The 21,155-nt window shown below is 64.8% G+C and carries 16 protein-coding genes and 2 pseudogenes; 8 read left to right on the top strand and 10 right to left on the bottom strand.

Translation table 11 applies throughout. The features are described from left to right. Positions 1 to 160: 160 nt before the first annotated feature. Genes tldD through AB8Z38_RS26080 form a run of 3 tightly spaced genes read left to right on the top strand, consistent with a single transcriptional unit; the run spans position 161 to position 2,723 of the window. Complete coding sequence (gene tldD / locus AB8Z38_RS26090) at positions 161 to 1,588, top strand: metalloprotease TldD (protein WP_369720607.1); 1,428 nt, start codon at positions 161 to 163, stop codon at positions 1,586 to 1,588. Next, entirely contained in the window at positions 1,585 to 2,361 is a 777-nt protein-coding gene (lepB, locus tag AB8Z38_RS26085; RefSeq protein WP_369720606.1) for a signal peptidase I, read from the top strand. Before tldD ends, lepB begins: the two co-directional genes overlap by 4 nt. Positions 2,362 to 2,384: 23 nt before the next feature. After that, the gene (locus AB8Z38_RS26080) at positions 2,385 to 2,723 is read left to right on the top strand and encodes an MmcQ/YjbR family DNA-binding protein (protein WP_369720605.1); all 339 of its coding nucleotides are present in this window, start codon (positions 2,385 to 2,387) and stop codon (positions 2,721 to 2,723) included. Between the two features lie 105 nt (positions 2,724 to 2,828). Here AB8Z38_RS26080 and AB8Z38_RS26075 read toward each other — a convergent pair whose 3' ends face one another. The 3 genes from AB8Z38_RS26075 to AB8Z38_RS26065 all read right to left on the bottom strand — a co-directional run bounded on the left by AB8Z38_RS26075 (position 2,829) and on the right by AB8Z38_RS26065 (position 5,476). Then, positions 2,829 to 3,395, bottom strand: coding sequence for a PAN domain-containing protein (locus tag AB8Z38_RS26075; protein ID WP_369726611.1), 567 nt, complete (start codon positions 3,393 to 3,395; stop codon positions 2,829 to 2,831). A 113-nt stretch (positions 3,396 to 3,508) separates the two neighbouring features. Further along, on the bottom strand, positions 3,509 to 4,879 hold the full coding sequence (locus AB8Z38_RS26070; RefSeq protein ID WP_369720604.1) for a glutamate--cysteine ligase: 1,371 nt from the start codon (positions 4,877 to 4,879) through the stop codon (positions 3,509 to 3,511). Positions 4,880 to 4,978: 99 nt separating this feature from the next. Further along, the gene (locus tag AB8Z38_RS26065; RefSeq protein ID WP_369720603.1) at positions 4,979 to 5,476 is read right to left on the bottom strand and encodes a MarR family winged helix-turn-helix transcriptional regulator; all 498 of its coding nucleotides are present in this window, start codon (positions 5,474 to 5,476) and stop codon (positions 4,979 to 4,981) included. Positions 5,477 to 5,601: 125 nt separating this feature from the next. On the opposite strand from AB8Z38_RS26065, the gene gstA reads away from it, so the two are divergent. After that, positions 5,602 to 6,216, top strand: a complete 615-nt coding sequence (gene gstA, locus AB8Z38_RS26060; protein WP_369720602.1) for a glutathione transferase GstA — start codon at positions 5,602 to 5,604, stop codon at positions 6,214 to 6,216. A 113-nt stretch (positions 6,217 to 6,329) separates the two neighbouring features. Here gstA and AB8Z38_RS26055 read toward each other — a convergent pair. From AB8Z38_RS26055 to AB8Z38_RS26040, 4 genes and pseudogenes are all read right to left on the bottom strand, one after another. Then, positions 6,330 to 8,541: pseudogene (locus AB8Z38_RS26055) on the bottom strand (FAD-dependent oxidoreductase). Between the two features lie 164 nt (positions 8,542 to 8,705). Further along, on the bottom strand, positions 8,706 to 9,914 hold the full coding sequence (locus tag AB8Z38_RS26050) for an acetyl-CoA C-acetyltransferase (RefSeq protein ID WP_369720601.1): 1,209 nt from the start codon (positions 9,912 to 9,914) through the stop codon (positions 8,706 to 8,708). Between the two features lie 69 nt (positions 9,915 to 9,983). Next, a complete protein-coding gene (locus AB8Z38_RS26045) occupies positions 9,984 to 11,774 on the bottom strand; it encodes an acyl-CoA dehydrogenase C-terminal domain-containing protein (protein WP_369720600.1) in 1,791 nt (596 codons plus the stop codon). 31 nt (positions 11,775 to 11,805) lie between these two features. Beyond that, positions 11,806 to 12,189: a nuclear transport factor 2 family protein gene (locus AB8Z38_RS26040; protein ID WP_369720599.1), complete on the bottom strand. Its 384-nt coding sequence runs from the start codon at positions 12,187 to 12,189 to the stop codon at positions 11,806 to 11,808. A gap of 228 nt (positions 12,190 to 12,417) precedes the next feature. On the opposite strand from AB8Z38_RS26040, the gene AB8Z38_RS26035 reads away from it, so the two are divergent. After that, positions 12,418 to 13,008: a PadR family transcriptional regulator gene (locus tag AB8Z38_RS26035; protein WP_369720598.1), complete on the top strand. Its 591-nt coding sequence runs from the start codon at positions 12,418 to 12,420 to the stop codon at positions 13,006 to 13,008. A gap of 48 nt (positions 13,009 to 13,056) precedes the next feature. Here AB8Z38_RS26035 and AB8Z38_RS26030 read toward each other — a convergent pair whose 3' ends face one another. The 3 genes from AB8Z38_RS26030 to AB8Z38_RS26020 all read right to left on the bottom strand — a co-directional run bounded on the left by AB8Z38_RS26030 (position 13,057) and on the right by AB8Z38_RS26020 (position 15,220). Then, positions 13,057 to 13,431, bottom strand: a complete 375-nt coding sequence (locus AB8Z38_RS26030; protein WP_369726610.1) for a nuclear transport factor 2 family protein — start codon at positions 13,429 to 13,431, stop codon at positions 13,057 to 13,059. A 151-nt stretch (positions 13,432 to 13,582) separates the two neighbouring features. Next, entirely contained in the window at positions 13,583 to 14,188 is a 606-nt protein-coding gene (locus AB8Z38_RS26025; RefSeq protein ID WP_369720597.1) for a protoglobin domain-containing protein, read from the bottom strand. Between the two features lie 183 nt (positions 14,189 to 14,371). After that, positions 14,372 to 15,220, bottom strand: a complete 849-nt coding sequence (locus AB8Z38_RS26020) for an alpha/beta fold hydrolase (protein WP_369720596.1) — start codon at positions 15,218 to 15,220, stop codon at positions 14,372 to 14,374. Between the two features lie 433 nt (positions 15,221 to 15,653). On the opposite strand from AB8Z38_RS26020, the pseudogene AB8Z38_RS26015 reads away from it, so the two are divergent. The 3 genes and pseudogenes from AB8Z38_RS26015 to AB8Z38_RS26005 all read left to right on the top strand — a co-directional run bounded on the left by AB8Z38_RS26015 (position 15,654) and on the right by AB8Z38_RS26005 (position 21,084). Then, positions 15,654 to 19,078: pseudogene (locus AB8Z38_RS26015) on the top strand (hypothetical protein). Positions 19,079 to 19,399: 321 nt separating this feature from the next. After that, positions 19,400 to 20,317 (top strand): sulfite exporter TauE/SafE family protein, encoded by a 918-nt coding sequence (locus tag AB8Z38_RS26010; protein ID WP_369720595.1) that lies wholly within the window; start codon positions 19,400 to 19,402, stop codon positions 20,315 to 20,317. Next, positions 20,314 to 21,084 (top strand): TIGR02186 family protein, encoded by a 771-nt coding sequence (locus AB8Z38_RS26005; protein WP_369720594.1) that lies wholly within the window; start codon positions 20,314 to 20,316, stop codon positions 21,082 to 21,084. The genes AB8Z38_RS26010 and AB8Z38_RS26005 overlap by 4 nt, the downstream gene beginning before the upstream one ends. The last annotated feature ends 71 nt before the right edge of the window (positions 21,085 to 21,155 follow it).

Here is a 21,155-nt window from a genome sequence, read left to right as displayed (position 1 = left end):
CATCAATCCGCACTCGATACAGCATTGGCGTCGGCGTTCCGGCTCAGGGGACTCACGCGCCAATCCCATTCTATTGTTTCCGTAATGTGAGGGCGCGCCCCTCGCGGAACGGGTCCGAAACCATTATCTTGCCGCACATCTCCAGATAATGGACGGATTCATGACCAACCCTGCCACGACGTCCCTGCTCGACCGCGCCAATCTCGACCGCGACCAGGTTCGCCACGAGGTCGCGCGCGGGCTTGCGGGCGCCGACGACGGCGAATTGTTCCTGGAATACAGTCAGACCGAAGCGCTGACGTTCGACAATGGGCGGCTGAAGCAGGCGACCTACGACACCTCGCAGGGATTTGGCCTGCGCGCCGTCAAGGACGACGCGGTGGGCTATGCGCATTCCTCGGACGTGTCGCTGCCGGCCCTGATTCGCGCCGCCGATGCCGTTGCCGCCGTGCGCGGCGGCTATTCCGGCAGCTTCGCGGCGCCGCCCCCGCACAGCAATGTGCGGCTCTATGGCGACGACAATCCGCTGGATGCGCCGGGCTTCGAGACCAAGGTCAAGCTGCTCGCCGAGATCGACGCTTATCTGCGCGACAAGGACCCGCGGGTGCGGCAGGTCAGCGTCAGCCTGGGCGCGACCTGGCAGGTGGTCGAGATCCTGCGGCCCGACGGCGAAAGCTATCGCGACATCCGCCCGCTGGTGCGCGTCAACGTCTCCGTGGTCGCCGGGCAAGGCGACCGCCAGGAGAGCGGCAGCAAGGGCTATGGCGGCCGCGCCGGCTATGCGGAATTCATCGAGAGCAAGAATTGGCGTGATGCCGCGGACGGCGCATTGCGCGAGGCGCTGGTCAATCTGGAATCGATTCCCGCCCCCGCCGGCGAGATGGACGTCGTGCTCGGCGCAGGCTGGCCCGGCGTGATGCTGCATGAAGCGGTCGGCCACGGCCTCGAAGGCGATTTCAACCGCAAGAAGACGTCGGCTTTCGCCGGTCTGATGGGCCAGCAGGTCGCGGCCAAGGGCGTCACTGTGGTCGACGACGGCACCATGGCCTCACGCCGCGGCTCGCTGTCGATCGACGACGAGGGCACACCGACCAACCGCACCGTGCTGATCGAGGACGGCGTTCTGGTCGGCTACATGCAGGATCGCCAGAACGCGCGACTGATGAACATGAAGCCGACCGGCAACGGTCGCCGCCAGGGCTATGCCCACGTGCCGATGCCGCGCATGACCAACACCTACATGCTTGCCGGCGATCGCGACCCGGCCGAGATTCTCGCCTCGGTGAAGAACGGCGTGTTCGCCGCGAATTTCGGTGGCGGACAGGTCGACATCACCTCGGGCAAATACGTGTTCCAGTGTACCGAGGCCTACAAGATCGAGAACGGCAAGATCGGCGCGCCCTTGAAGGGCGCCATGCTGATCGGCAACGGGCCGACCGACCTGCATCGCATCCGCATGATCGGCGACGACCTTGCGCTTGATACCGGCATCGGCACTTGCGGCAAGAACGGCCAGGGCGTGCCGGTCGGCGTCGGCCAGCCGTCGCTGCTGATGGAACGCATTACTGTAGGTGGAACGGGCGCATGAGCGTTGAGAAGGTAACTGGCACCACCAAGCGGAAGAGCAGCGGCTGGGCCGGACAACTCGTCCAGCTCGCCGGCATCGTCGCCGCCGTGTTCATCGCCAAGGGCGCGCTGGCCGAGCCGTTCTATGTGCCGTCGGGCTCGATGGAGCCGACGCTGCTGATCGGTGACGCGCTGCTCGCCTCGAAATTCCCTTATGGCTACGGCACCTCGTCGCTGCCGATCCAGATCAACCTGCCGGAAACCGGCCGGGTCTTCGCGGAGACGCCGAAGCAAGGCGACGTCGTGGTGTTCCGCTGGCCCGGCGATCGCTCGCAGGCCTGGGTCAAGCGCGTCGTGGGACTGCCCGGCGACCGCATTCAGATGCGGCAGGGCCAGCTCTTCATCAACGACCGCCCGGCCGAACTGAAGCCGGACGGCGTCGGTGCTGCCGAGGACGACAATGGCGGCAGCGAACCGGCGTATCGCTATGTGGAGACGCTGCCGAACGGCGTGTCGCACCTGATCTTCAAGATGCGCGACAACGGTCCCCTCGACAACACGCAGGAGGTCACGGTGCCGGCCGGCCATCTCTTCGTGCTCGGTGACAACCGCGACAACTCGGCCGACAGCCGCGTGCCGTTGCGCTCGGGCGGGGTCGGCCTTTTGCCGGTCGACAATCTGGTCGGCCGTGCCGACGCCGTGCTCGGCTCCTGGGATCTCGGCATGCGCGGCCAGCCGGTGTGGACCTGGCTCTCCGGCTTCCGGCTCACGCGGTTCTTCACCGCCGTGCACTGAGCTGAGCCCAAGACCCTGATCAAATGACCTTCGACGATGTCAGAAAATTTGCGCTGACGTGGCCGGAGGTCGAGGATGGCACCTCCTACGGCACGCCGGCACTGAAGGTCCGCAAGAAGCTGCTGGCGCGCCTGAAGGAAGATGGCGACAGCCTGGTGATGCCGGATGTCCCGATCGACGAGCGCGCGATGCTCATCGAGAGCCAGTCGAAAATCTTCTACTTCACCGATCACTACGCCGACTATCCGATCGTACTGATCCGCCTGTCCAAGGCGAAGCGCGCGATCGTCGAACCGCTGTTGCGGCGGCGCTGGCGCGCGCTCGCATCGAAAGCGGCGCAGGCGAACGATAATGCGGAGTGAGATCCCGTAGGGTGGGCAAAGCGCAGCGTGCCCACCAAAACCAACGTGATTGCAGAGATGGTGGGCACGGCGCTTCGCGCCTTTGCCCACCCTACGGGATCTTTTCTACCTCACCACGCCCGATGTGAATCCCGCCTTGCGACGCGGCGGCTTGATTTCCTTTTTCAGGAAACAGCGCGCCTCGCGGCCGGTGTAGCCGGGGCGAGCATAGGTGAAAGCGCGGCATTTGTTGTCGGCGGTACAGGCGGCCTTGCAGGCATCCTCGCCCTCGCCGTTCTTGAGCTCGAAATTGCGCAAGTCCCCGCCGGGGCGATCGATCGAGGTCTCCACGCCCTCGACCCGCGGCTCGATCACGCCAGCACCGCGCACGCCGGAAATGCAGCAACTGCCCGGCACCCGGGGCGGCACGACGTTCTTGAGCCAGCACACCGCCGCGGCGCCGTCGATATCGGGGTAGCTGAAGCTCCAGGAGCGGCAGCGGCGATCGCGCTCGCACAGCAGCGCACAATCCTCGGGATCGCCCGATGTCACCGGCGTGCTGAAATAGTCGCCGCCGGGCCGATCGAACGCCGTCTGGGCATGCGCAGGCCCGCACGCAAACAGGAGCGAAAGCAGCGCGGCACAGGCCACGACGCTTGCCATGACGGCCCCAGGCAGGCGGCCATTCCCCATCAAAACAGCTTTCGAGTTATTGACGACGCTCAGGTTTTTTTGGCCGGTCATTTGATCGCCGCAAACCTGTATGGGCGATGAACGGCGCGAAACCTGATCGTCGGTCTACCGAACTAGAAAGCGTATTCCGCGTAGGCCGGTTCCACCGAGCCGTGCCAGGCGCCGTTGAACTTCTCGAGCATTTCCTCGGCCGGCGTCCGGCCGGAATCGATAATGCGATCAAGCGGCTCCAGATGCCGGGTCTCGTCGCGGCCGAGCTGGTCGATTCGGCCACGCCGGCGCAGGCCGGCATGTGCCAGAACAAGGCATTCCTTGGCAATCTCGAACAGATAGCGGTCCTTGATCCGCGCCTTGAAGCCGAAGCGCGGCACGTCGTCGCGCAGGGCCTGGCGCTCGGGCGCGGTCCAGTGTTTCACGAGGTCCCAGGCGGCATCGAGCGATACGTCGTCGTAAAGTAGCCCTGCCCAAAATGCCGAGAGTGCCGGCAGACGGCCCCACGGGCCACCATCGGAGCCGCGCATCTCGAGATAGCGCTTGAGCCGCACCTCCGGGAAAATCGTCGAGAGATGGTTGGCCCAATCCGACAGCGTCGGACGCTCGCCAGGCAAATTATTGTTGCGGCCGTCGAAGAAAGCGCGGAACGAGGACCCCGACACGTCGATGTAGTCTTCGCCGCGCTTGACGAAATACATGGGAACGTCGAGCGCGTAGTCGACATAGCGCTCAAACCCCATGCCGTCCTCGAAGGCCCACGGCATCATGCCCGAGCGCGCGTTGTCGGTGTCGCGCCAGATCTCGGAGCGGAACGAAAGGAAGCCGTTCGGCTGGCCTTCGGTGAACGGTGAATTGGCGAACAAGGCAGTTGCGACCGGCTGAAGCGCGAGCGACACGCGCAGCTTCTTGACCATGTCGCGTTCCGAGGAGAAGTCGAGATTGGTCTGCACCGTGCAGGTCCGGTACATCATGTCGAGGCCGTATTGGCCGACCTTCGGCATGTAGTTGGTCATGATCTTGTAGCGGCCCTTGGGCATCACCGGAATCTCGGCACGCGACCATGACGGGGTCATGCCGAGCCCAAGGAAGCCGATGCCGAGGGGAGTTGCGATCTCGCGCACCTGCGCCAGATGCGCCATCACCTCGCTCTGGGTCTGGTGGACGTTCTCGACGGGCGCGCCGGAGAGCTCGAATTGCCCGCCGGGCTCGAGCGAGATCGCGCCGCCGCCGGTGACGTCGTAGAGGCCGATGATGTTGCCCTTCTCCATGATCGGCTCCCAGCCGAGCAGGAGCTTCATGCCTTCGAGCAACGCGCCGATGCCGCGCGCGCCCTCGTAGGGCACGGGACGATGTCCTTCGAGCGTGAACGGCGTTTTCTCGTGCTCGGTGCCCATGCGGAATTCGGACGGGGCCTTGCAGCCTTCCTCGAACCACGCGACGAGTTCGTCGCGCGATTGCAGCGGCGTCATATCGATCTGGTCTCGCGCCATATCAAACTCTAATCAAAAGCGCTTCGGCCGAACGCGCGCGGGTGACGGGGATGGTCCGCGAACCCACCGGGCGCGCGGACATGCTGGTTTGCCGCGCGATCATCGCGACGGCGTGCTTTCGTTGACGTTGACGACGGGCGGCAGCTTCATCTCGCCGCACGAGCAGCCCAGCCGGTCGAGCAGACCGCTGAGCTTGACGGCATCGGCGTCGGATAGTTTCGAGCCGACATATTTCTCGATCGCGGCTGAATAGGCGCCCCACATCCGCTTCTGCAACTCGCGGCCGGCCTCCGTGATCTCGACGAACTGGCCCCGCTTGTCCATCTTGCACTCGCGCCTGGAGGCGAGCCCCTCGTCGACCAGCCGGTCGATCAGCCGCGACGTGGAGTATTGCGGGAGCAGCATCTGCCGTTCGAGCTCGACCGGCCGCAGCTCGCCCGAGGGCGCCCGCGACAGCTCGAGCAGCGCGTCGTACCAGGCCAGCGGCGGGAAGCCCGCTTTCTTCAGATCCTGCTCGACGCAGTCGAGCACGCGGCTCTGCACCCGCATCAGGCGGATCCAGGCGGCAGTTGCCTCGGTCGATGGTTTGCGTTTCATGGTCCCGCTCAAAACTCGCCGCCCGCTTCTAACCCACTCGATGCACCTGCATCAATCTTGCTGTTCCATGCACGTGCATGTAGGCGTAGTTTCGCCAGAGCCAAGCCAAAAGAGGAGGAAATTCCATGAAACTGTACTACTCGCCCGGCGCCTGCTCACTGTCCCCCCACATCGCGCTCCTGGAGGCCGATCTGCCCTATGAGCTGGTCAAGGTCGATCTCCGGGCCAAGAAGCTCGAGAACGGCGACGACTATCTGAAGGTGAATCCGAAGGGTCAGGTCCCTGCGCTGGGGCTCGACAGCGGCGAGATCGTGACCGAAGGCCCGGTCATTGTCCAGATGATCGCCGACCGGGCCGCGGCCAAGGCGCTGGCGCCCGCCCGCGACAGTTCCGAACGCTACAAGCTGCTGGAATGGCTCAACTTCCTCACCTCGGAGGTCCACAAGAGCTTCGGCCCGCTGTTCGCGCCGGCGCTGAATGACGAGGCCAAGGCGTTCTTCAAGGACCGCGTCATGGGCAAGCTGAAATACATCGACGGCCAGCTGGCCGGTCGCGACTACCTCTTGGGCAAGCAGTTCACGGTCGCCGACGGCTATCTGTTCACGATGCTCACCTGGGGCGACCGCATGAAGTTCGACCTGTCGGCGATGCCGAACCTCACCGCCTACAAAGCCCGCATCGCGGCGCGGCCGAAGGTGCAGGAGGCTCTGAGGAAGGAAGGCCTGGCGCAGGCGAAGTGATTTCGTCGTTCCGGGCGCCGCGACGCGGCGAACCCGGAATCTCGCAGTTGTTGCACGCCGATCGAGATTCCGGATCAGTCCGCGTTGCGGACTGTCCGGAATGACGGGTCGTCTTAGGCCGCCGCCTTCTTCGGCGCGAAGCGGCCGTAGAAGGTTTCTCCGTTCGTGGCCATCTCCTCGAGAAGTTTCGGCGGCGTGAAGCGCGAGCCGTACTTCGCTTCGAGCTTGTGGCAGAGCTCGACGAAGGTCTTAGGTCCCATGAAGTCGATGTAGGACAAGGTGCCGCCGGTGAACGGCGCAAAGCCGAAGCCGAGGATCGACCCGACATCCGCCTCGCGCGGATCGGTGATGACGTGATCCTCGACCGTGCGCGCGGCTTCCACCGCCTGCACCACCAGGAAGCGCTGCTTCAGCTCCTCGATATCGAGCGTGTCAGGATCGAGCTGCTTCGGCTGCAAGGCCGACAGGCCCGGCCACAGGCTCTTCTGACCCTTCCCCTTCTCGGGATAGTCGTAAAAGCCTTTGCCGTTCTTGCGGCCGAGACGACCCTGCTTCTCCACCATGTCGACCATCAGCTTCTTCTGATCGGGATTGATGGCGTTCGGACCGAGATCGGCCTCCGTCGCCTTCATGATCTTCAGCCCGAGGTCGAGCGCGACTTCGTCGGACAGCGAGAGCGGACCGACCGGCATGCCGGCCATCTTGGCGCAGTTCTCGATCATCGCCGGCGGCACACCTTCCAGAAACATCTCGTTGCCTTCGGCGACATAGCGGCCGACGCAGCGATTGGCGAAGAAGCCGCGCGAGTCGTTGACCACGATCGGCGTCTTGCCGATCTGCCGGACGTAGTCGAGCGCAGTCGCGAGCGCGAGATCGCCGGTGTTCTTGCCCTTGATGATCTCGACCAGCATCATCTTCTCGACCGGCGAGAAGAAGTGGATGCCGACGAACTTGCCCTGGTCCTTGAAGGATTCCGCGAGCGAGGTGATCGGCAGGGTCGAGGTGTTGGAGGCGAAGACCACGTCCGGCTTGAGATAGTCCTGCGCCCTGGCAAACGTCTCCGCCTTGACCTTGCGGTCCTCGAACACGGCCTCGATGACCAGGTCGACATCCCTGAGCGCCGCGTAATCCGCAGTCGGCGTGATGCGCGCAAGCAGCGCTTCGGCATCGGTGGCCTTGGCGCGGCCCTTCTTGATCTGGTCCTCGATCACCTTCTGCGCGTGCGCCTTGCCCTTGTCAGCGCTCTCCTGGTCGCGGTCGATCAGGACGACGTCGAGCCCGGCACGGGCCGAGACATAGCCGACGCTGGCGCCCATGAAGCCGGCGCCGATCACGGCGATCTTCTTCACCTTGGTTGCCGGCACGTCCTTCGGACGGCGCGCGCCCTTGTTGAGCTCCTGCATCGACAGGAACAGGCTGCGGATCATCGCGGCCGCTTCCTTCGAGCGCAGCACCGAGGTGAAGTAACGCGACTCGACGCGCAGCGCGGCGTCGATCGGCAATTGCAGACCCTCGTAGACGCAGCTCATAATCGCGCGCGCCGCCGGATAATTGTCGTAGGTCTCCCGGCGATAGATCGCGTTGCCGGCCGGGAACATCATCATGCCGGCCTTGGAGAACACCGGGCCGGCCGGAAGCTTGAAGCCCTTTTCGTCCCAGGGTGCGACGGCCTTGCCGCCACCCTTGATCCAGTCCTTTGCCGCCTTGATGAGGTCAGCCGCCGGAACGATGGCGTGGATCAGATTGAGCTGCTTGGCTTTCTCGACCGTGACCGGATCGCCCTTGAGCAAAATCGTCATGGCGTCCTGCGGCGGCACCAGGCGCGGCACGCTGCGTGCCGCCGGCGCCGGGAAACAGCCCGACCTTGACCTCGGGCAGGCCGAGCCGCGTCTTGGGATTCTCCGCCGCCACACGATAGTGGCAGCACAGCGTGATCTCGAAGCCGCCGCCGAGCGCGAGACCATTGATCGCGGCCGCCCACGGCTTGCCGGAGGTCTCGATCGAACGCAGCACCTGCGAGAAGCGCCGGCTCTGCTCGAACAGCATCTGGTTCGCTGCGGTCTCGCCCTGCTCCTTGAAGAGCTTTGCGTAGGCCTGGTTCATGCCTTCCAGCATCGACAGGTCGGCACCGGCGCAGAACGCCTCTTTCGCGGAGGTGATGACGACGCCCTTCACCGCGGCGTCAGCGGTGGTCTCCTTGACGATCGCGTCGAGCTCGCTGGTCGAGGTCTCGTCGAGCACGTTCATCGAACGGCCCGGGATGTCCCAGGTGACCAGCGCGATGCCGTCGGAATCGGTCTCAACCTTGAAGTTCTTGTAAGCCATGTGGCGCTCCCTCTGAGCCGCAGCCGATCTCAGGCGCGGCGGTTGACTGTGATCTCGTGGTGATCTCGTAGGGTGGGCAAAGGCGCCCTTGCGCCGTGCCCACCATCTTTCGCGGAGATTTCAGTGGTGGGCACGCTTCGCTTTGCTCACCCTACGGCAGCTCGTTACACGCGCTCGATGATGGTCGCGGTGCCCATGCCGCCGCCGATGCAGAGCGTCACCAGGGCAGTCGACTTGTTGGTGCGCTCGAGCTCGTCGAGCACGGTGCCCAAAATCATCGCGCCGGTGGCACCGAGCGGATGGCCGAGCGCGATGGCGCCGCCATTGACGTTGATCTTGGCATTGTCGATGTCGAAGGCCTGGATGTAGCGCAGAACCACGGAGGCGAAGGCTTCGTTGAGCTCGAACAGGTCGATGTCCGATTTCTTCATGCCGGAGCGCGCGAACAGCTTCTCGGTGACATCGACCGGGCCGGTCAGCATCATCGCCGGCTCCGAGCCGATGTTCGCGAAGGCGCGGATCTTCGCGCGCGGCTTCAGCCCGTACTTGCCGGCCGCCTCCTTGCTGCCGAGCAGCACGGCGCCGGCGCCATCGACGATGCCGGACGAATTGCCGGCGTGATGGACGTAATTGACGCGCTCGATCTCGGGATGCGACTGCACCGCGACGCCGTCAAAGCCGCCCATCTGCGCCATCATCGTGAATGCCGGCTGGAGCTGGGCCAGCGACTGCATCGTCGTCGAGGGACGCATGTGCTCGTCCTTGGCGAGGATGGTGAGGCCGTTGATGTCCTTCACCGATACGACGGACTTGTCGAAGCGGCCCTCGTCCCAGGCCTTGGCTGCGCGCTGTTGGCTCTGCACCGCATAGGCATCGACATCGTCGCGCGAGAAGCCGTATTTGGTGGCGATCAGGTCGGCCGAGACGCCCTGCGGCATGAAGTAGGACGGCACCGCCATCGAGGGGTCCATCGGCCAGGCGCCGCCGGAGGCACCGATGCCGACGCGGCTCATCGATTCGGCCCCGCCGCCGATCACGAGTTCATGCTGGCCGCTCATCACCTGGGCTGCGGCGAAATTCACGGCATCGAGACCGGAGGCGCAGAAGCGGCTGATCTGCACGCCGGGCACGGCTTCACCGAGTCCTGCCTTCAGCGCCGCGAAGCGCGCGATGTCGCTTCCGGCTTCACCGACCGGATCGACCACGCCGAGAATGACGTCGTCGACGGAATCTTCGGGGAGGTTATTGCGGTCCTTCAACGCCTTCAGCGGCACTGTGGCGAGCGCGAGCGCCGTGACCTCGTGCAGCGCGCCGTCGGCCTTGCCGCGGCCGCGGGGAGTGCGGACGTGATCGTAGATATAGGCATCTGCCATGTGAGCCTCCTGATTGCTGTTATAGGTGACGACCGCGACGCGATCGGGATATTGGTTACGCGAAAATCCTCAGAAAGCTTCCGCCGGCAATTCCATCACGGTGGCGCAGCCGGCCTGGATGCGCGCGAGGTTCGCCGCGGTCTCCGGCAGCATCCGCTCCATGAAAAAACGGCCGGTCACGAGCTTGGTCGAGAGATAGGGTGTCGCCCCGCTTGCGGCAATCTTGGCCTGCGTCACCTTGGCCATCTTCGCCCACATGTAGCCGAGCGCCACGAAGCCGAACAGATGCAGATAATCGGTTGCGGCGGCGCCGGCATTGTCCGGCTTCGCCATCGCGTTCTGCATCAGCCAGGTGGTGGCCTGCTGGAGATGGCCGAGCGCGGTCGAGAGCGGGGCGACATACGGCTTCAGCGCCTCGTCGCCGCCATTCTCCTTGGCAAAGGCCATGACCTCGCCGAAGAACGCCATGATGGCACGGCCGCCGTCGCGCGGCAGCTTGCGGCCGACGAGGTCGAGCGCCTGGATGCCGTTGGCGCCTTCATAGATCATGGCGATGCGGGCATCGCGCACGAACTGCTCCATGCCTTGCTCGGCGATGTAGCCGTGGCCGCCATACATCTGCTGCGCCTGCACCGCGTTGGCGAAGCCATACTCGGTGAGAAAGCCCTTCAGCACAGGTGTCATCAGGCCCATGTGGTCGTCGGCGGCCTGGCGGTCCTTCGGATCCTCCGAGCGATGCGCGACGTCGCTCTTCAGCGCCGTCCACATCACGAAGGCGCGCGCCGCCTCGTTGAAGGCGCGGATCGAGAGCAGCGTCCGGCGCACGTCGGGATGTACGATGATCGGATCGGCCGGCTTGTCCGGCGCCTTGGTGCCGGTGAGCGAACGGCCCTGGATACGTTCGCGGGCATAGGCGACCGCGTTCTGGTAGGCGACCTCGGACTGTGCGAGGCCCTGAACGGCGACGCCGAGGCGGGCCTCGTTCATCATCACGAACATGCCCTGCATGCCCTTGTTCTCTTCGCCGATCAGCCAGCCGGTGGCGCTGTCGTAGTTCATCACGCAGGTGGAGTTGCCGTGGATGCCCATCTTGTGCTCGATCGAGCCGCACGCCACGCCGTTGCGCTGCCCCACCGAACCATCGGCATTGACCAGAAATTTCGGCACGACGAACAGCGACACGCCTTTGATACCGGCGGGTGCGCCCTCGATGCGGGCGAGCACGAGGTGAATGATGTTGGAGGCCAAGTCATGCTCGCCGGCCGAAATGAAGATCTTGGTGCCGGTGATCCTGAAGCTGCCGTCGGCTTGCCGCACCGCCTTGGTGCGGAGCATGCCGAGATCGGTGCCGCATTGCGGCTCGGTCAGGTTCATGGTGCCGGTCCATTCGCCCGCCACCATCTTCGGCACATAGGTCTGCTTCTGCTCCGACGTACCGTGAACGATCAGCGCCGCGGTCGCACCCATGGTGAGACCGCCATACATCGAGAACGCCATATTGGCGGAGATCTGGAATTCATTGACCGCCTGGCTCAGCGTCACCGGCAGGCCCTGCCCGCCGAACTCCGTCGGCGCGGAGAGACCGAGCCAGCCGCCTTCCGCGACCTGCTTGAAAGCTTCCTTGAAGCCCTTCGGCGTGGTGACGCTGCCGTCATCGGCGCGCTTGCAGCCTTCGAGATCGCCCACACGATTGAGCGGTTGCAGCACTTCTTCGGCGAGCTTGGCGGCTTCGCCCAGGATCGCCTCGCGCACGTCGCTGGACGCATCGGAGAAGCCGGCCAGGTTGTCGTAGCGGTCGATCTGGAAGACGTCGTTGAGCAGGAAGTTCACGTCTTCGACGGGGGCTTTATAGATCGGCATGGTGGTCTCCCGGCATGGTCCTTGGAAGTGACTATGATTGGGCGGCGAGCTGTTCCGCCATCAGGCGATGCAGCATGTTGATCGCCTTGAGCGGACGCACCATCACCTTGAAATGCGTGATGCGTCCCTGGTCGTCGAAAGCGATGATGTCGACGCCGTTGATCTCGATGCCATCGATGATGGTCTTGAATTCGAGTACGGCGCCGCGCTCGCTCGTCCACTCCCCGACATAGGTGAAGCCGGGACCGCCGAGCACCTTTTCGGCGCTGGACAGGTATTTGAAGGTGATCTCACGTCCGCGCTGCGGCGAGTGCACGACGGGGCTTTCGAAGATGGCATCGGGGTGCAACAGGTCCCAGAGCGCTGCGCGGTCATGGGATCTCATGTAGCCGTACCAGGAATCGAGGCCGGTCATTCTCAGGTGCCTCCCTAAAGGCCTGCGCAAAACTGCGAAAACAACCCCATGCACAGTAGCGAAATCATTGATTTCGCTGGATCTTCGGAGCGGCTCGGTGGCCCCGCCCGCAAGCTTTTTATATGCACATTGACGCATATGCGCCGATGCGCATAAAGTCAAGCCGGTTGGTTAAGACCCAAGACTTAGGACTCAAGACACTTAAGACCCAAGACAGAGAGGCCGGTCATGGCGCTGGGCGACGCAATCCTCGCATGTCTGACGGAACGTCCGATGACGGGCTACGAGCTCGCAAAGACGTTCGACTCCTCGATCGGCTTCTTCTGGAAGGCCGACCACCAGCAGATCTACCGCGAGCTCTCCAAGCTGCGCGACCGCGGCTACATCCAGGGCCGCGAGGTCGTGCAATCCGGCAAGCCCAACAAACTCATCTATACGCTCACTCCCGAGGGCCGAACAGCGCTGCGGCACTGGGCCGCGCGGCCAAGCACGCCGCCGTCGATCAAGGACGACCTCCTGGTGCGCCTGCATGCGCTCGACAGCATCGGCCTCGAGCCGATGCGCACCGATTTGATGGCCCGGCTCGAGCACCACCGCGACCGCCACGCCAATTACGAGCGGATCCTGAAGAAGCGCTTCCCGGACGGCACGGCGGAGGGCCGGCTCGACCTCGGAAACCTGCTGCTGCTCCGACTCGGCGCCCGCCACGAGCAGATGGTGGCGGACTTCTGCGAGGAGGCGCTCGAGGCGCTCTCGGCGATGAGCGGCAAGGGGACTGTGGTGCCGCTCGAGGAGGGCAAGCGCGAGGGGAAGGGTTGAAACGCCGGCTCCGCTGTGGCGGAAGACATCAGCGCTGTCCGCCTTTTGTCATGCGTCAGGGCCGCTGTGATATTCATTGCGCTGGAGAACGCGGAAGCCAAACCAGCCCCAGTAGACACAATGGCGCTGGATGAGACCATCATCGTTGAGATCCATCGCCTCAACGAAGTCCATTTGCTCGCCTTTGCCGGCGTCGCGCGGATATTCCCAGATCAAGCGCTTGCCATCGGTGAGATAACCGGTGCGGGAATACTGGCGCACCGGAGGCTTGCGGATCGCGAGAATGTCGAACAGCGGTCGGATTTCCTTGTGCCCGCGAAGATAACCGCGGTCGATGCCCAGCAGGTGCGGCACGAGCGGGCTCTCGAACCAGGCGTCTTCGGCATAGAGCGCCAGCAACCCATCCGCGTCGTTATGCGACAGCGCATCATTCAGGCAAAATACATCCGTTCGATCGGCGTCGACCCGGCGGTCACGAGGTTCCTGGGCAGTGTTTTCTCATCCATTTTTGTTCACTCCATTTTCCTGGCCACCCCCACAGTTCCTGTCGAATGGATTCAGATCTGCTTATTGGTCAGAAGTCGCCTTCTCGTATGTATGGCTGGACCCACAGGGTCGCCTGAAGAATCATTGATTTCCACCATGCGTCGTACATTCGGTTGACGATGTCCGGTGGATGACCGTGCTTGGCGAGGAACGGCCGCATCGGCACGACGATCGTCGAACAAAACGCAAGTAGATCACGCGCGCGGATGTGGCCGAGCGTATGTCCGTGGTCGGTCTTGTTCTTCTTTGTCCGGTGGTGCCGCAGCCCGATCTCATATTGATAATCGAGCCAGGCCTGGTCGTACTTCGCGCGGGCCGTATCGGTCACCCAACGCCCAAACCTCTTTGCAACGGCGCTTGCATATTCGGTGTCGACCTTGTGTGTCTTGGGATCTTCATCGTAGGCCCGAAGATGCGGATGATCAAAAATCACACCCCGCCAGACCTTCAGCAGATCCTCGACCTGATCGGCAAGTATCTCCTCCGACATTCTAAGATAGACGACGTCTTCTTCGGAAAACAAAGCGGATTTCTTGAGTTCTTCCCATTCCTCCATCGTGATCGGCGATTCCGCGACCTTGTCGGTTCCGTGGTCATAGCCCGGGATCTTCTGCCTCTCTTGCACTGAATCCATCGCTTGTTTCTCCTAGGGATTCGCTTCACACCCTGGACGGGAGGTCCGTCACAGCTGCTTCGGTTGAAGATGATTCGCGAAGTTGCGCATGGCAGCTTCGGAAGCTGTGGTGCATCGAGTTTCGGCACCTCCATACTTCGGCGGAAACGCCCTTTCCGCGCTCCCGTTCCTCGCAAGGGCGGGTCACTGTTCGGCGGTGATGGGATGCGCCTCCAGCCGCTGCCAAAAGTCGAGAACAGCGGCGACGATTGCCTCGGGCGCATCCTCCTGGACGAGGTGCTTGGCGTCGGAGATCGCGGTGAATGACGCGCCGGGAATACGGCGGGCAAGTTCCTCGCCGTCGTTCAACGGAATGAACTCGTCTTCGGTGCCCCATAGAATGGCGACCGGGCACCGGATTTCGCCGTAGCGCCTTTCCACCTCCTCGGAATACTTGTCGTCCATCTGTGCGATTTGCCGCCAGAAGGCCCTCTGGCCTTGCTCCCCACGCCATGGCTCAAGGTACGCACGCATCTCGTCCTCGCGCAGGGCGTGCTTGACCGAAGCACGAATGTAGGCGCGCAGGATCGCCTCATGGATCCAGGCGGGCAAACCGGAGAACACCTCGGGGTGCGCTTTCGCTGCCTGGACCAGCACTGAGCCTTGCGGGCTGATCGCCACGGGATCGATCAGCATGAGGCTGCGGTAATCGAGCCGGTTCAAAATATGCGCGCGCAGCGCAGCCGAACCGCCGAAATCATGAGCGACGATGTCGGGCGGGTCGACATTCCAATGCTCCACGAGAGCTGCGAGCAACCGGTTCTGGGCACCGTGCAGGACGTCCGCATCGGGCTTGGCCGATTGGCCGTAACCCAGAAGGTCATAGAAGAAGACGCGCCGGTGCCGAGCGAGCCAGGGCGCGATACGTCGCCATTCGCGCGAGGAGAATGGCGAACCGTGGATGACAACGGCTGGCGGCCCTTCTCCGATCGCACCCCAGGCAATCGCCTGCCCTTCGAACGAGAATCGCTCTGGCAAAGTCCATTGCGCCATTGTCGGCCCTTGATCAGGAAATCGAGTTTTGCGGCGGGCTCGCCGCCCGGTCCCTCAGTTCGGCGGCGACAAGGTCCAGCACCTGTCATCCGGCATCGGGCAGGTCCCGGAATCTATCGGTCAGATACCCACAACGACGCCAAGGTTCCCGCTCGCCGCGGATGGTACGACGCGCGCCTCATGGCCCGAGATGCTCGACCTCGACCGGATCAGCCAGGTGCTCGGCACGAACGGGTTTCTGCGCCGCGCCGGGTTCCCGCCGCCCAACTTTAAGACACCGGCGAGCCGATCCTTAACCCGTTATTTACCGTAACGGACAAAAGTCGATTTTCGAGGCAGACGACCCGCGCCGAATTCGATTGTCTTGCAAGCGGCACGCGTGGGGAGACTGGAGGCGCCGGGTGGGGCGCCGGAGTCGGAACCGGACAGAGTCATGAATTCGCGCGTATCGTGGAGTGTTGACGGCATCGATCCATCCGTGAGGGAGCGGGCCGAAGCTGCTGCGCGCCGGGCCGGGATGTCGCTCAACGATTGGCTGAACTCCACGCTCGGCGAGACTGCCCCGCCACAGCTTCGCGGAGCTTACGAACAGCGCCCGCAAGCCCCAATTGCCCCAAGCCAGGAAAGCCGCGAAGTCGCCGACATCCACCAGCGGCTCGACGCGATCACTCAGCAGATCGAACGGATTTCAAAGCCCGCGCCACGCCAGGACGCCGCGCGCGAAAAGGACGTCTTGCGCGAGCAGGGCGTCGCAGGCCAGCTCAACGACGCGATCTCGCGCCTCGATGCCCGGCTGTCGCAGATCTCAAAGCCGCAGCAATCGCTACCGCAGCGGGCTCAACCGCAGCCGCCCCAAGCACCGCGCCCTGCTCCGGTCGAGACGCGCCAGCGCCAGGCCGATGCGGTCGAGCGCGCGGCCGCGCAAGTCTATCGCAGCTCGCCGCCGCTGAACCCCGCTTCGTTCGACGTCGCGGTGGCCGAGATCACGGCACGCCAAAGCGAGCTCGACGGATTGTCACCGCGGCAGCTGCCGCCGCGCGCCGCGCCGCCGATTGCGCCCACGGCAGCTGCTTTCGCGGCCTCGATGGCGCCGCCCACGCCCGCCTACGCCCCGCCGCCAGCGCAGCCGGGGCCGGATTTCTCGTCGCTCGAGCGGCATCTGCTCAAGATCACGAGCCAGATCGAATCGCTCCAGCGCCCTGACAATACCGAGCAGGCGATCAACGGCTTCCGTAGCGAGCTTGCGGAGATCCGCCACGCCATCACCGAGGCGATGCCGCGCCGCGCCATCGAATCGATCGAGAACGAGATCCGCTCGCTGCATCGTCGCATCGACGAGACCCGCTCCAACGGCACCGACGGGCAGGCCCTCGCCGGCATCGAGCGCGCGCTGTCCGACATCAAGCAGGTGCTGCGCACGCTGACCCCGGCCGAGCAGCTCACCGGCTATGACGAGGCCATCCGCAATCTCGGCACCAAGCTCGACCTGATCTTGCGCGCCAATGACGATCCCACGACGGTGCGCCAGCTCGAAGGCGCGATCTCGGCGCTACGCGGCATCGTCTCCAACGTTGCCTCCAACGAAGCGCTGGCACGCCTCTCCGAGGACGTGCAGCTGCTGTCGTCCAAGGTCGACCAGGTCACCCGCGGTTCCGGCCACAGCGACAGCTTCGCCGTGCTGGAGCAGCGCATCGCGGCGCTCACCGCCGCGCTGGAAACGCGCGAGCGGCCGCAGCCTTCGGAAAGCACCGAGCATCTGGAAAGCGCCATCCGCGCGCTGTCGGACCGCTTCGACCGCATGCAGGTCGGCAGCGACTCCGCCTCGACGTTTGCGCATCTCGAACAGCGCGTCTCCTATCTGCTGGAGCGGATCGAAGCCGCCTCCGACTCGCGCGGCGGCAATCTGAGCCGGGTCGAGGACGGGCTGCATGATATCCTGCGCCATCTCGAGCGACAGCAGGCGACCTATTCCGCGCTGGCCGAGAGCCGCAGCTCGGCACCGCCATCCGATTCCGGTGTCGTCGATCTCGTCAAGCGCGAGCTGTCGGACATCCGCTTCAGTCAGGCCGAGACCACCCGCAACACCCAGGATTCGCTCGAGGCCGTCCACAACACACTCGGCCATGTCGTCGACCGCCTTGCGATGATCGAGGGCGATCTGCGCACGGTGCGCACCGCACCGCCGGCGCCCGCGCCGCAGTCGATGCCGATGCACGGGCCCGCGGCGATGGCTGCGCCGCTCGAGCCGGCGCCGATGGCGCGCGAGCAACGGCCGCAGCCCGAGCTGTCGAAATACGATCCGAAGCCAGAGCTGCAAAATCCGGCCGCGGCGCAATCAGCACATGCTGCTTTCGCAGCCGCGCCGCGCGAATTCCATGCCGCGGCGCCTGCCGCGCCGGCGCCGATGGCGCCGCCGGTTCCGCCGCGCGCGATCAGCGAGATCCTGGAGCCGCACACGGCGCCTGCCCGCGCCGCGCTTGCTCCTGAATTGCCGCCGGATCATCCGCTTGAGCCGGGCACGCGGCCGGGCGCACGCGTCGCCACGCCGTCGGAGCGCATTGCGGCGTCCGAAAGCGCGATCAGCGAAATTCCGGCCGCGTCGAAGGAGCCGGTGTCGTCGTCGAGCTTCATCGCAGCCGCGCGCCGTGCAGCCCAGGCCGCTGCCGCGCAGCCCGAGAAGCCCGCACGCGGCGCCAAGGCGGCTACCGCCGGCCGTGGCAAGGACAAGGGCCAAGACGGCGGCTCGACCATCACCTCGAAAATCCGCTCGCTGCTGGTCGGCGCGAGCGTGGTCGTGATCGTGCTCGGCACCTTCAAGATGGCCATGAACCTGCTCGAAGGCAGCAATGCGCCGCCGGCGCCGCAGGCGATGGAGAATTCCAGCGAACGCGCGCCGCAGGCCTGCCGCCGGCCGAGACCAAGCCCGCCGCGCCCGAACAGGTCACGCCGTCGATGACCTCGCCGACGCCGATCGGAAAGCAGTCCCTGAACAATCCCGCAGCGAACTCCGGCGGGACGGCTTCGGTCGAAATCCCGCCCGCCCCCGCCGCGGCGCCAACACCGCCTCCGGCCAGCGACGTCACCGGCGCGCTGTCGGGCGCGAGCCGTGTGCGGCTCGGAACGGTCCAGGTGCCGTCGAACGAAAAGCTGCCTGACGGCATCGCCGGCCCGGGCCTGCGCACCGCCGCGATGAAGGGCGATGCGAGCGCGGCCTACGAGATCGGCGTGCGCTTTGCCGAGGGCAAGGGCGTCGCTGCGAATTACGACGAAGCCGCGAAATGGTACGACCGCGCGGCGCAGGCCGGCGTGGTGCCCGCGACCTTCCGGCTCGGCACGCTCTACGAGAAGGGCCTTGGCGTGAAGAAGGACGCCGACATCGCCCGCCGCTATTACACGCAGGCGGCCGAGCGCGGCAACGCCAAGGCGATGCACAATCTCGCGGTGCTCGACGCCGATGGCGGCGGACGCGGCGCCAATTACAAGAGCGCGGCGCAGTGGTTCCGCAAAGCCGCCGATCGCGGCGTCGCCGACAGCCAGTTCAACCTCGGCATCCTCTACGCCCGCGGCATCGGCGTGGAGCAGAACCTCGCAGAGTCCTACAAATGGTTCACCCTTGCGGCCGCCCAGGGTGACGCGGATGCGGCCGTCAAGCGCGACGACGTCGCCAAGCGCCTCGACCCGCAATCGCTCGCCGCCGCCAAGCTCGCGATCCAGACCTTCAGCGCCGAACCGCAGCCCGACGACGCCGTCAACGTCGCGGCGCCCGCCGGCGGCTGGGACAGCGCGCCCGCGCAAGCCGGTGCCAAGCCCGCGCCGAAGCCGGTCGCCACCAAGCGCTCGGCCTCAGCGGCGCATTGATCGGTTTAGTATAGGCTCCCTCCTCTTGTCGTCGCCCGGCTTGACCGGGCGACCCAGTATTCCAGAGGCCGGCGTTGAAGAGTTCGCTCTCACAACAACGGGGGCGGCGTACTGGATGCCCCGGTCAAGCCGGGGCATGACAGCGGAGAAGGCGGCAAGATCGCGCAATGAAGCAGCCATCTGATCCTCTTAGCCCATTCACCACGCCCAAAATTCCTGATCCACCCACCAGTGAATTCGGCTATTGAAGGGCGCGGCAATCGTTCTGCGCTGCCTGCGAGCATTCCGCGAAATCGATCGTCTCGCCGGAGCGTCGGTCCCATGCAGCTTTATCTTCCGATCGCCGATCTGCCGGTCAACGTGTTTCTCGTGCTGGCGATGGGCGCCGCGGTCGGCTTCGTGTCCGGCATGTTCGGGATCGGCGGCGGCTTCCTGATGACGCCGCTGTTGATCTTCATCGGCATCACGCCGGCGGTCGCGGTCGCCTCCGTCGCAAGTCACATCGCGGCGTCCTCCTTCTCCGGCGCCCTCACCTATTGGCGGCGGCGCGCGATCGATCCGGCGCTGGCGAGCGTGCTGTTGTGCGGTGGCGTGACCGGCACCGCGCTCGGAGTGTGGACCTTTACGCAGCTTCGCGCGCTTGGACAGCTCGATTTGATGATCGCGCTCTCCTACGTCGTGCTGCTCGGCACCGTCGGCAGCCTGATGTTCTCCGAAGGCCTGCGCGCGCTGATGCGAACCCGGCGCGGCGCCGTTCCGCCGCGGCGCATGCACAACTGGATCCACGGGCTGCCGCTGAAAATGCGGTTCAAGCGCTCGAAGATCTATCTCTCGGTCATTCCCGTCGTGGTCGTCGGGCTCGTGATCGGCTTCGTCGGCGCCATCATGGGCATCGGCGGCGGCTTCATCCTGGTGCCGGTCATGATCTATCTGCTTAGAGTCCCGACCGCGACGGTGATCGGGACCTCGATGATGCTGACGCTGGTCACCATGTTGTTCGCAACCTTGCTGCATGCCGTGACCAACCATCTGGTCGATGCGGTTCTGGCGCTGATCCTGATGGTCGGCGGCGTCACCGGCGCGCAGTTCGGCGCACGCGCGGGCCAGAAGATCCGCGGCGAGCAGTTGCGGCTGCTGCTGGGGCTGCTGATCTTGTCGGTCGGCATCCGCTTCGCGGTCGAACTGGTGATACGGCCCGAGGATCTCTTCACCATCCGCGAGATAGGAGCGAGCGGATGAGGCGCGGGCTTGTTGCGGCTGTCGTCGTCCTGTTGCTCAGCGGTGCCGCGCGGGCGGAGCGGCTGATCGTGTCCGTCTCCAACCACCGCGTGACGGTGACGCCGAACTATTCCGGCGAGGAACTGGTGCTGTTCGGCTCGGTGGAGAAGGACGCGACCACACCCGCCGAGCGCACGGCTTATGATCTCGTGGTCACCGTGATGGGCCCGCGCGCCGACATGGTGACGCGGCGCAAGGAGCGCACTTTCGGCATCTGGATCAACACCGATTACCGCCAGTTCCTGCAGGTGCCGAGCTATCTCGCGCTGTTCGCCAACCGCCCGTTCGACCACATCACCTCGCCCGAGATCGCGCGGCGGCAGCAGATCGGCCTCGACAACGTGCTGCTGACCCAGCGCGTCAGCGGCGATTTTGCCGACGTGGTGCCGAACGATGCGTTCCGCTCCGCCTTCATCCGGCTGCGCACGGCGCGCGGACTCTATCGCGAGGATGCGAGCGCGGTGACGTTCTTGACTCCGACATTGTTCCGCACCGGCATTCCGCTGCCGGCAGAGGTGCCGATCGGCACCTATGAGGTCGAGATCAAGCTGTTCGCCAACGGCGCGTTCGTCACCAAGACGGAGACGGCGTTCGAGATCGTCAAGGTCGGCTTCGAGCAGTTCGTCGCGACAAGGGCACGGCAGAACGGACTGATCTACGGCCTGGTCACGGCGGCGATGGCGCTGATGACGGGGTGGATGGCGGCGATTGTGTTCAGGAAGGATTGAGGGGCTACGCTCTCTCCTCTCGTCGTCGCCCGGCTTGACCGGGCGACCCAGTATTCCAGAGGCCTGCGTTG

This window comes from Bradyrhizobium sp. LLZ17, from assembly GCF_041200145.1.
Lineage (GTDB): Bacteria > Pseudomonadota > Alphaproteobacteria > Rhizobiales > Xanthobacteraceae > Bradyrhizobium.
The sequence above is the reverse complement of the archived record's forward strand: the minus strand, read 5'-3'. Positions and strand labels throughout refer to the sequence as shown.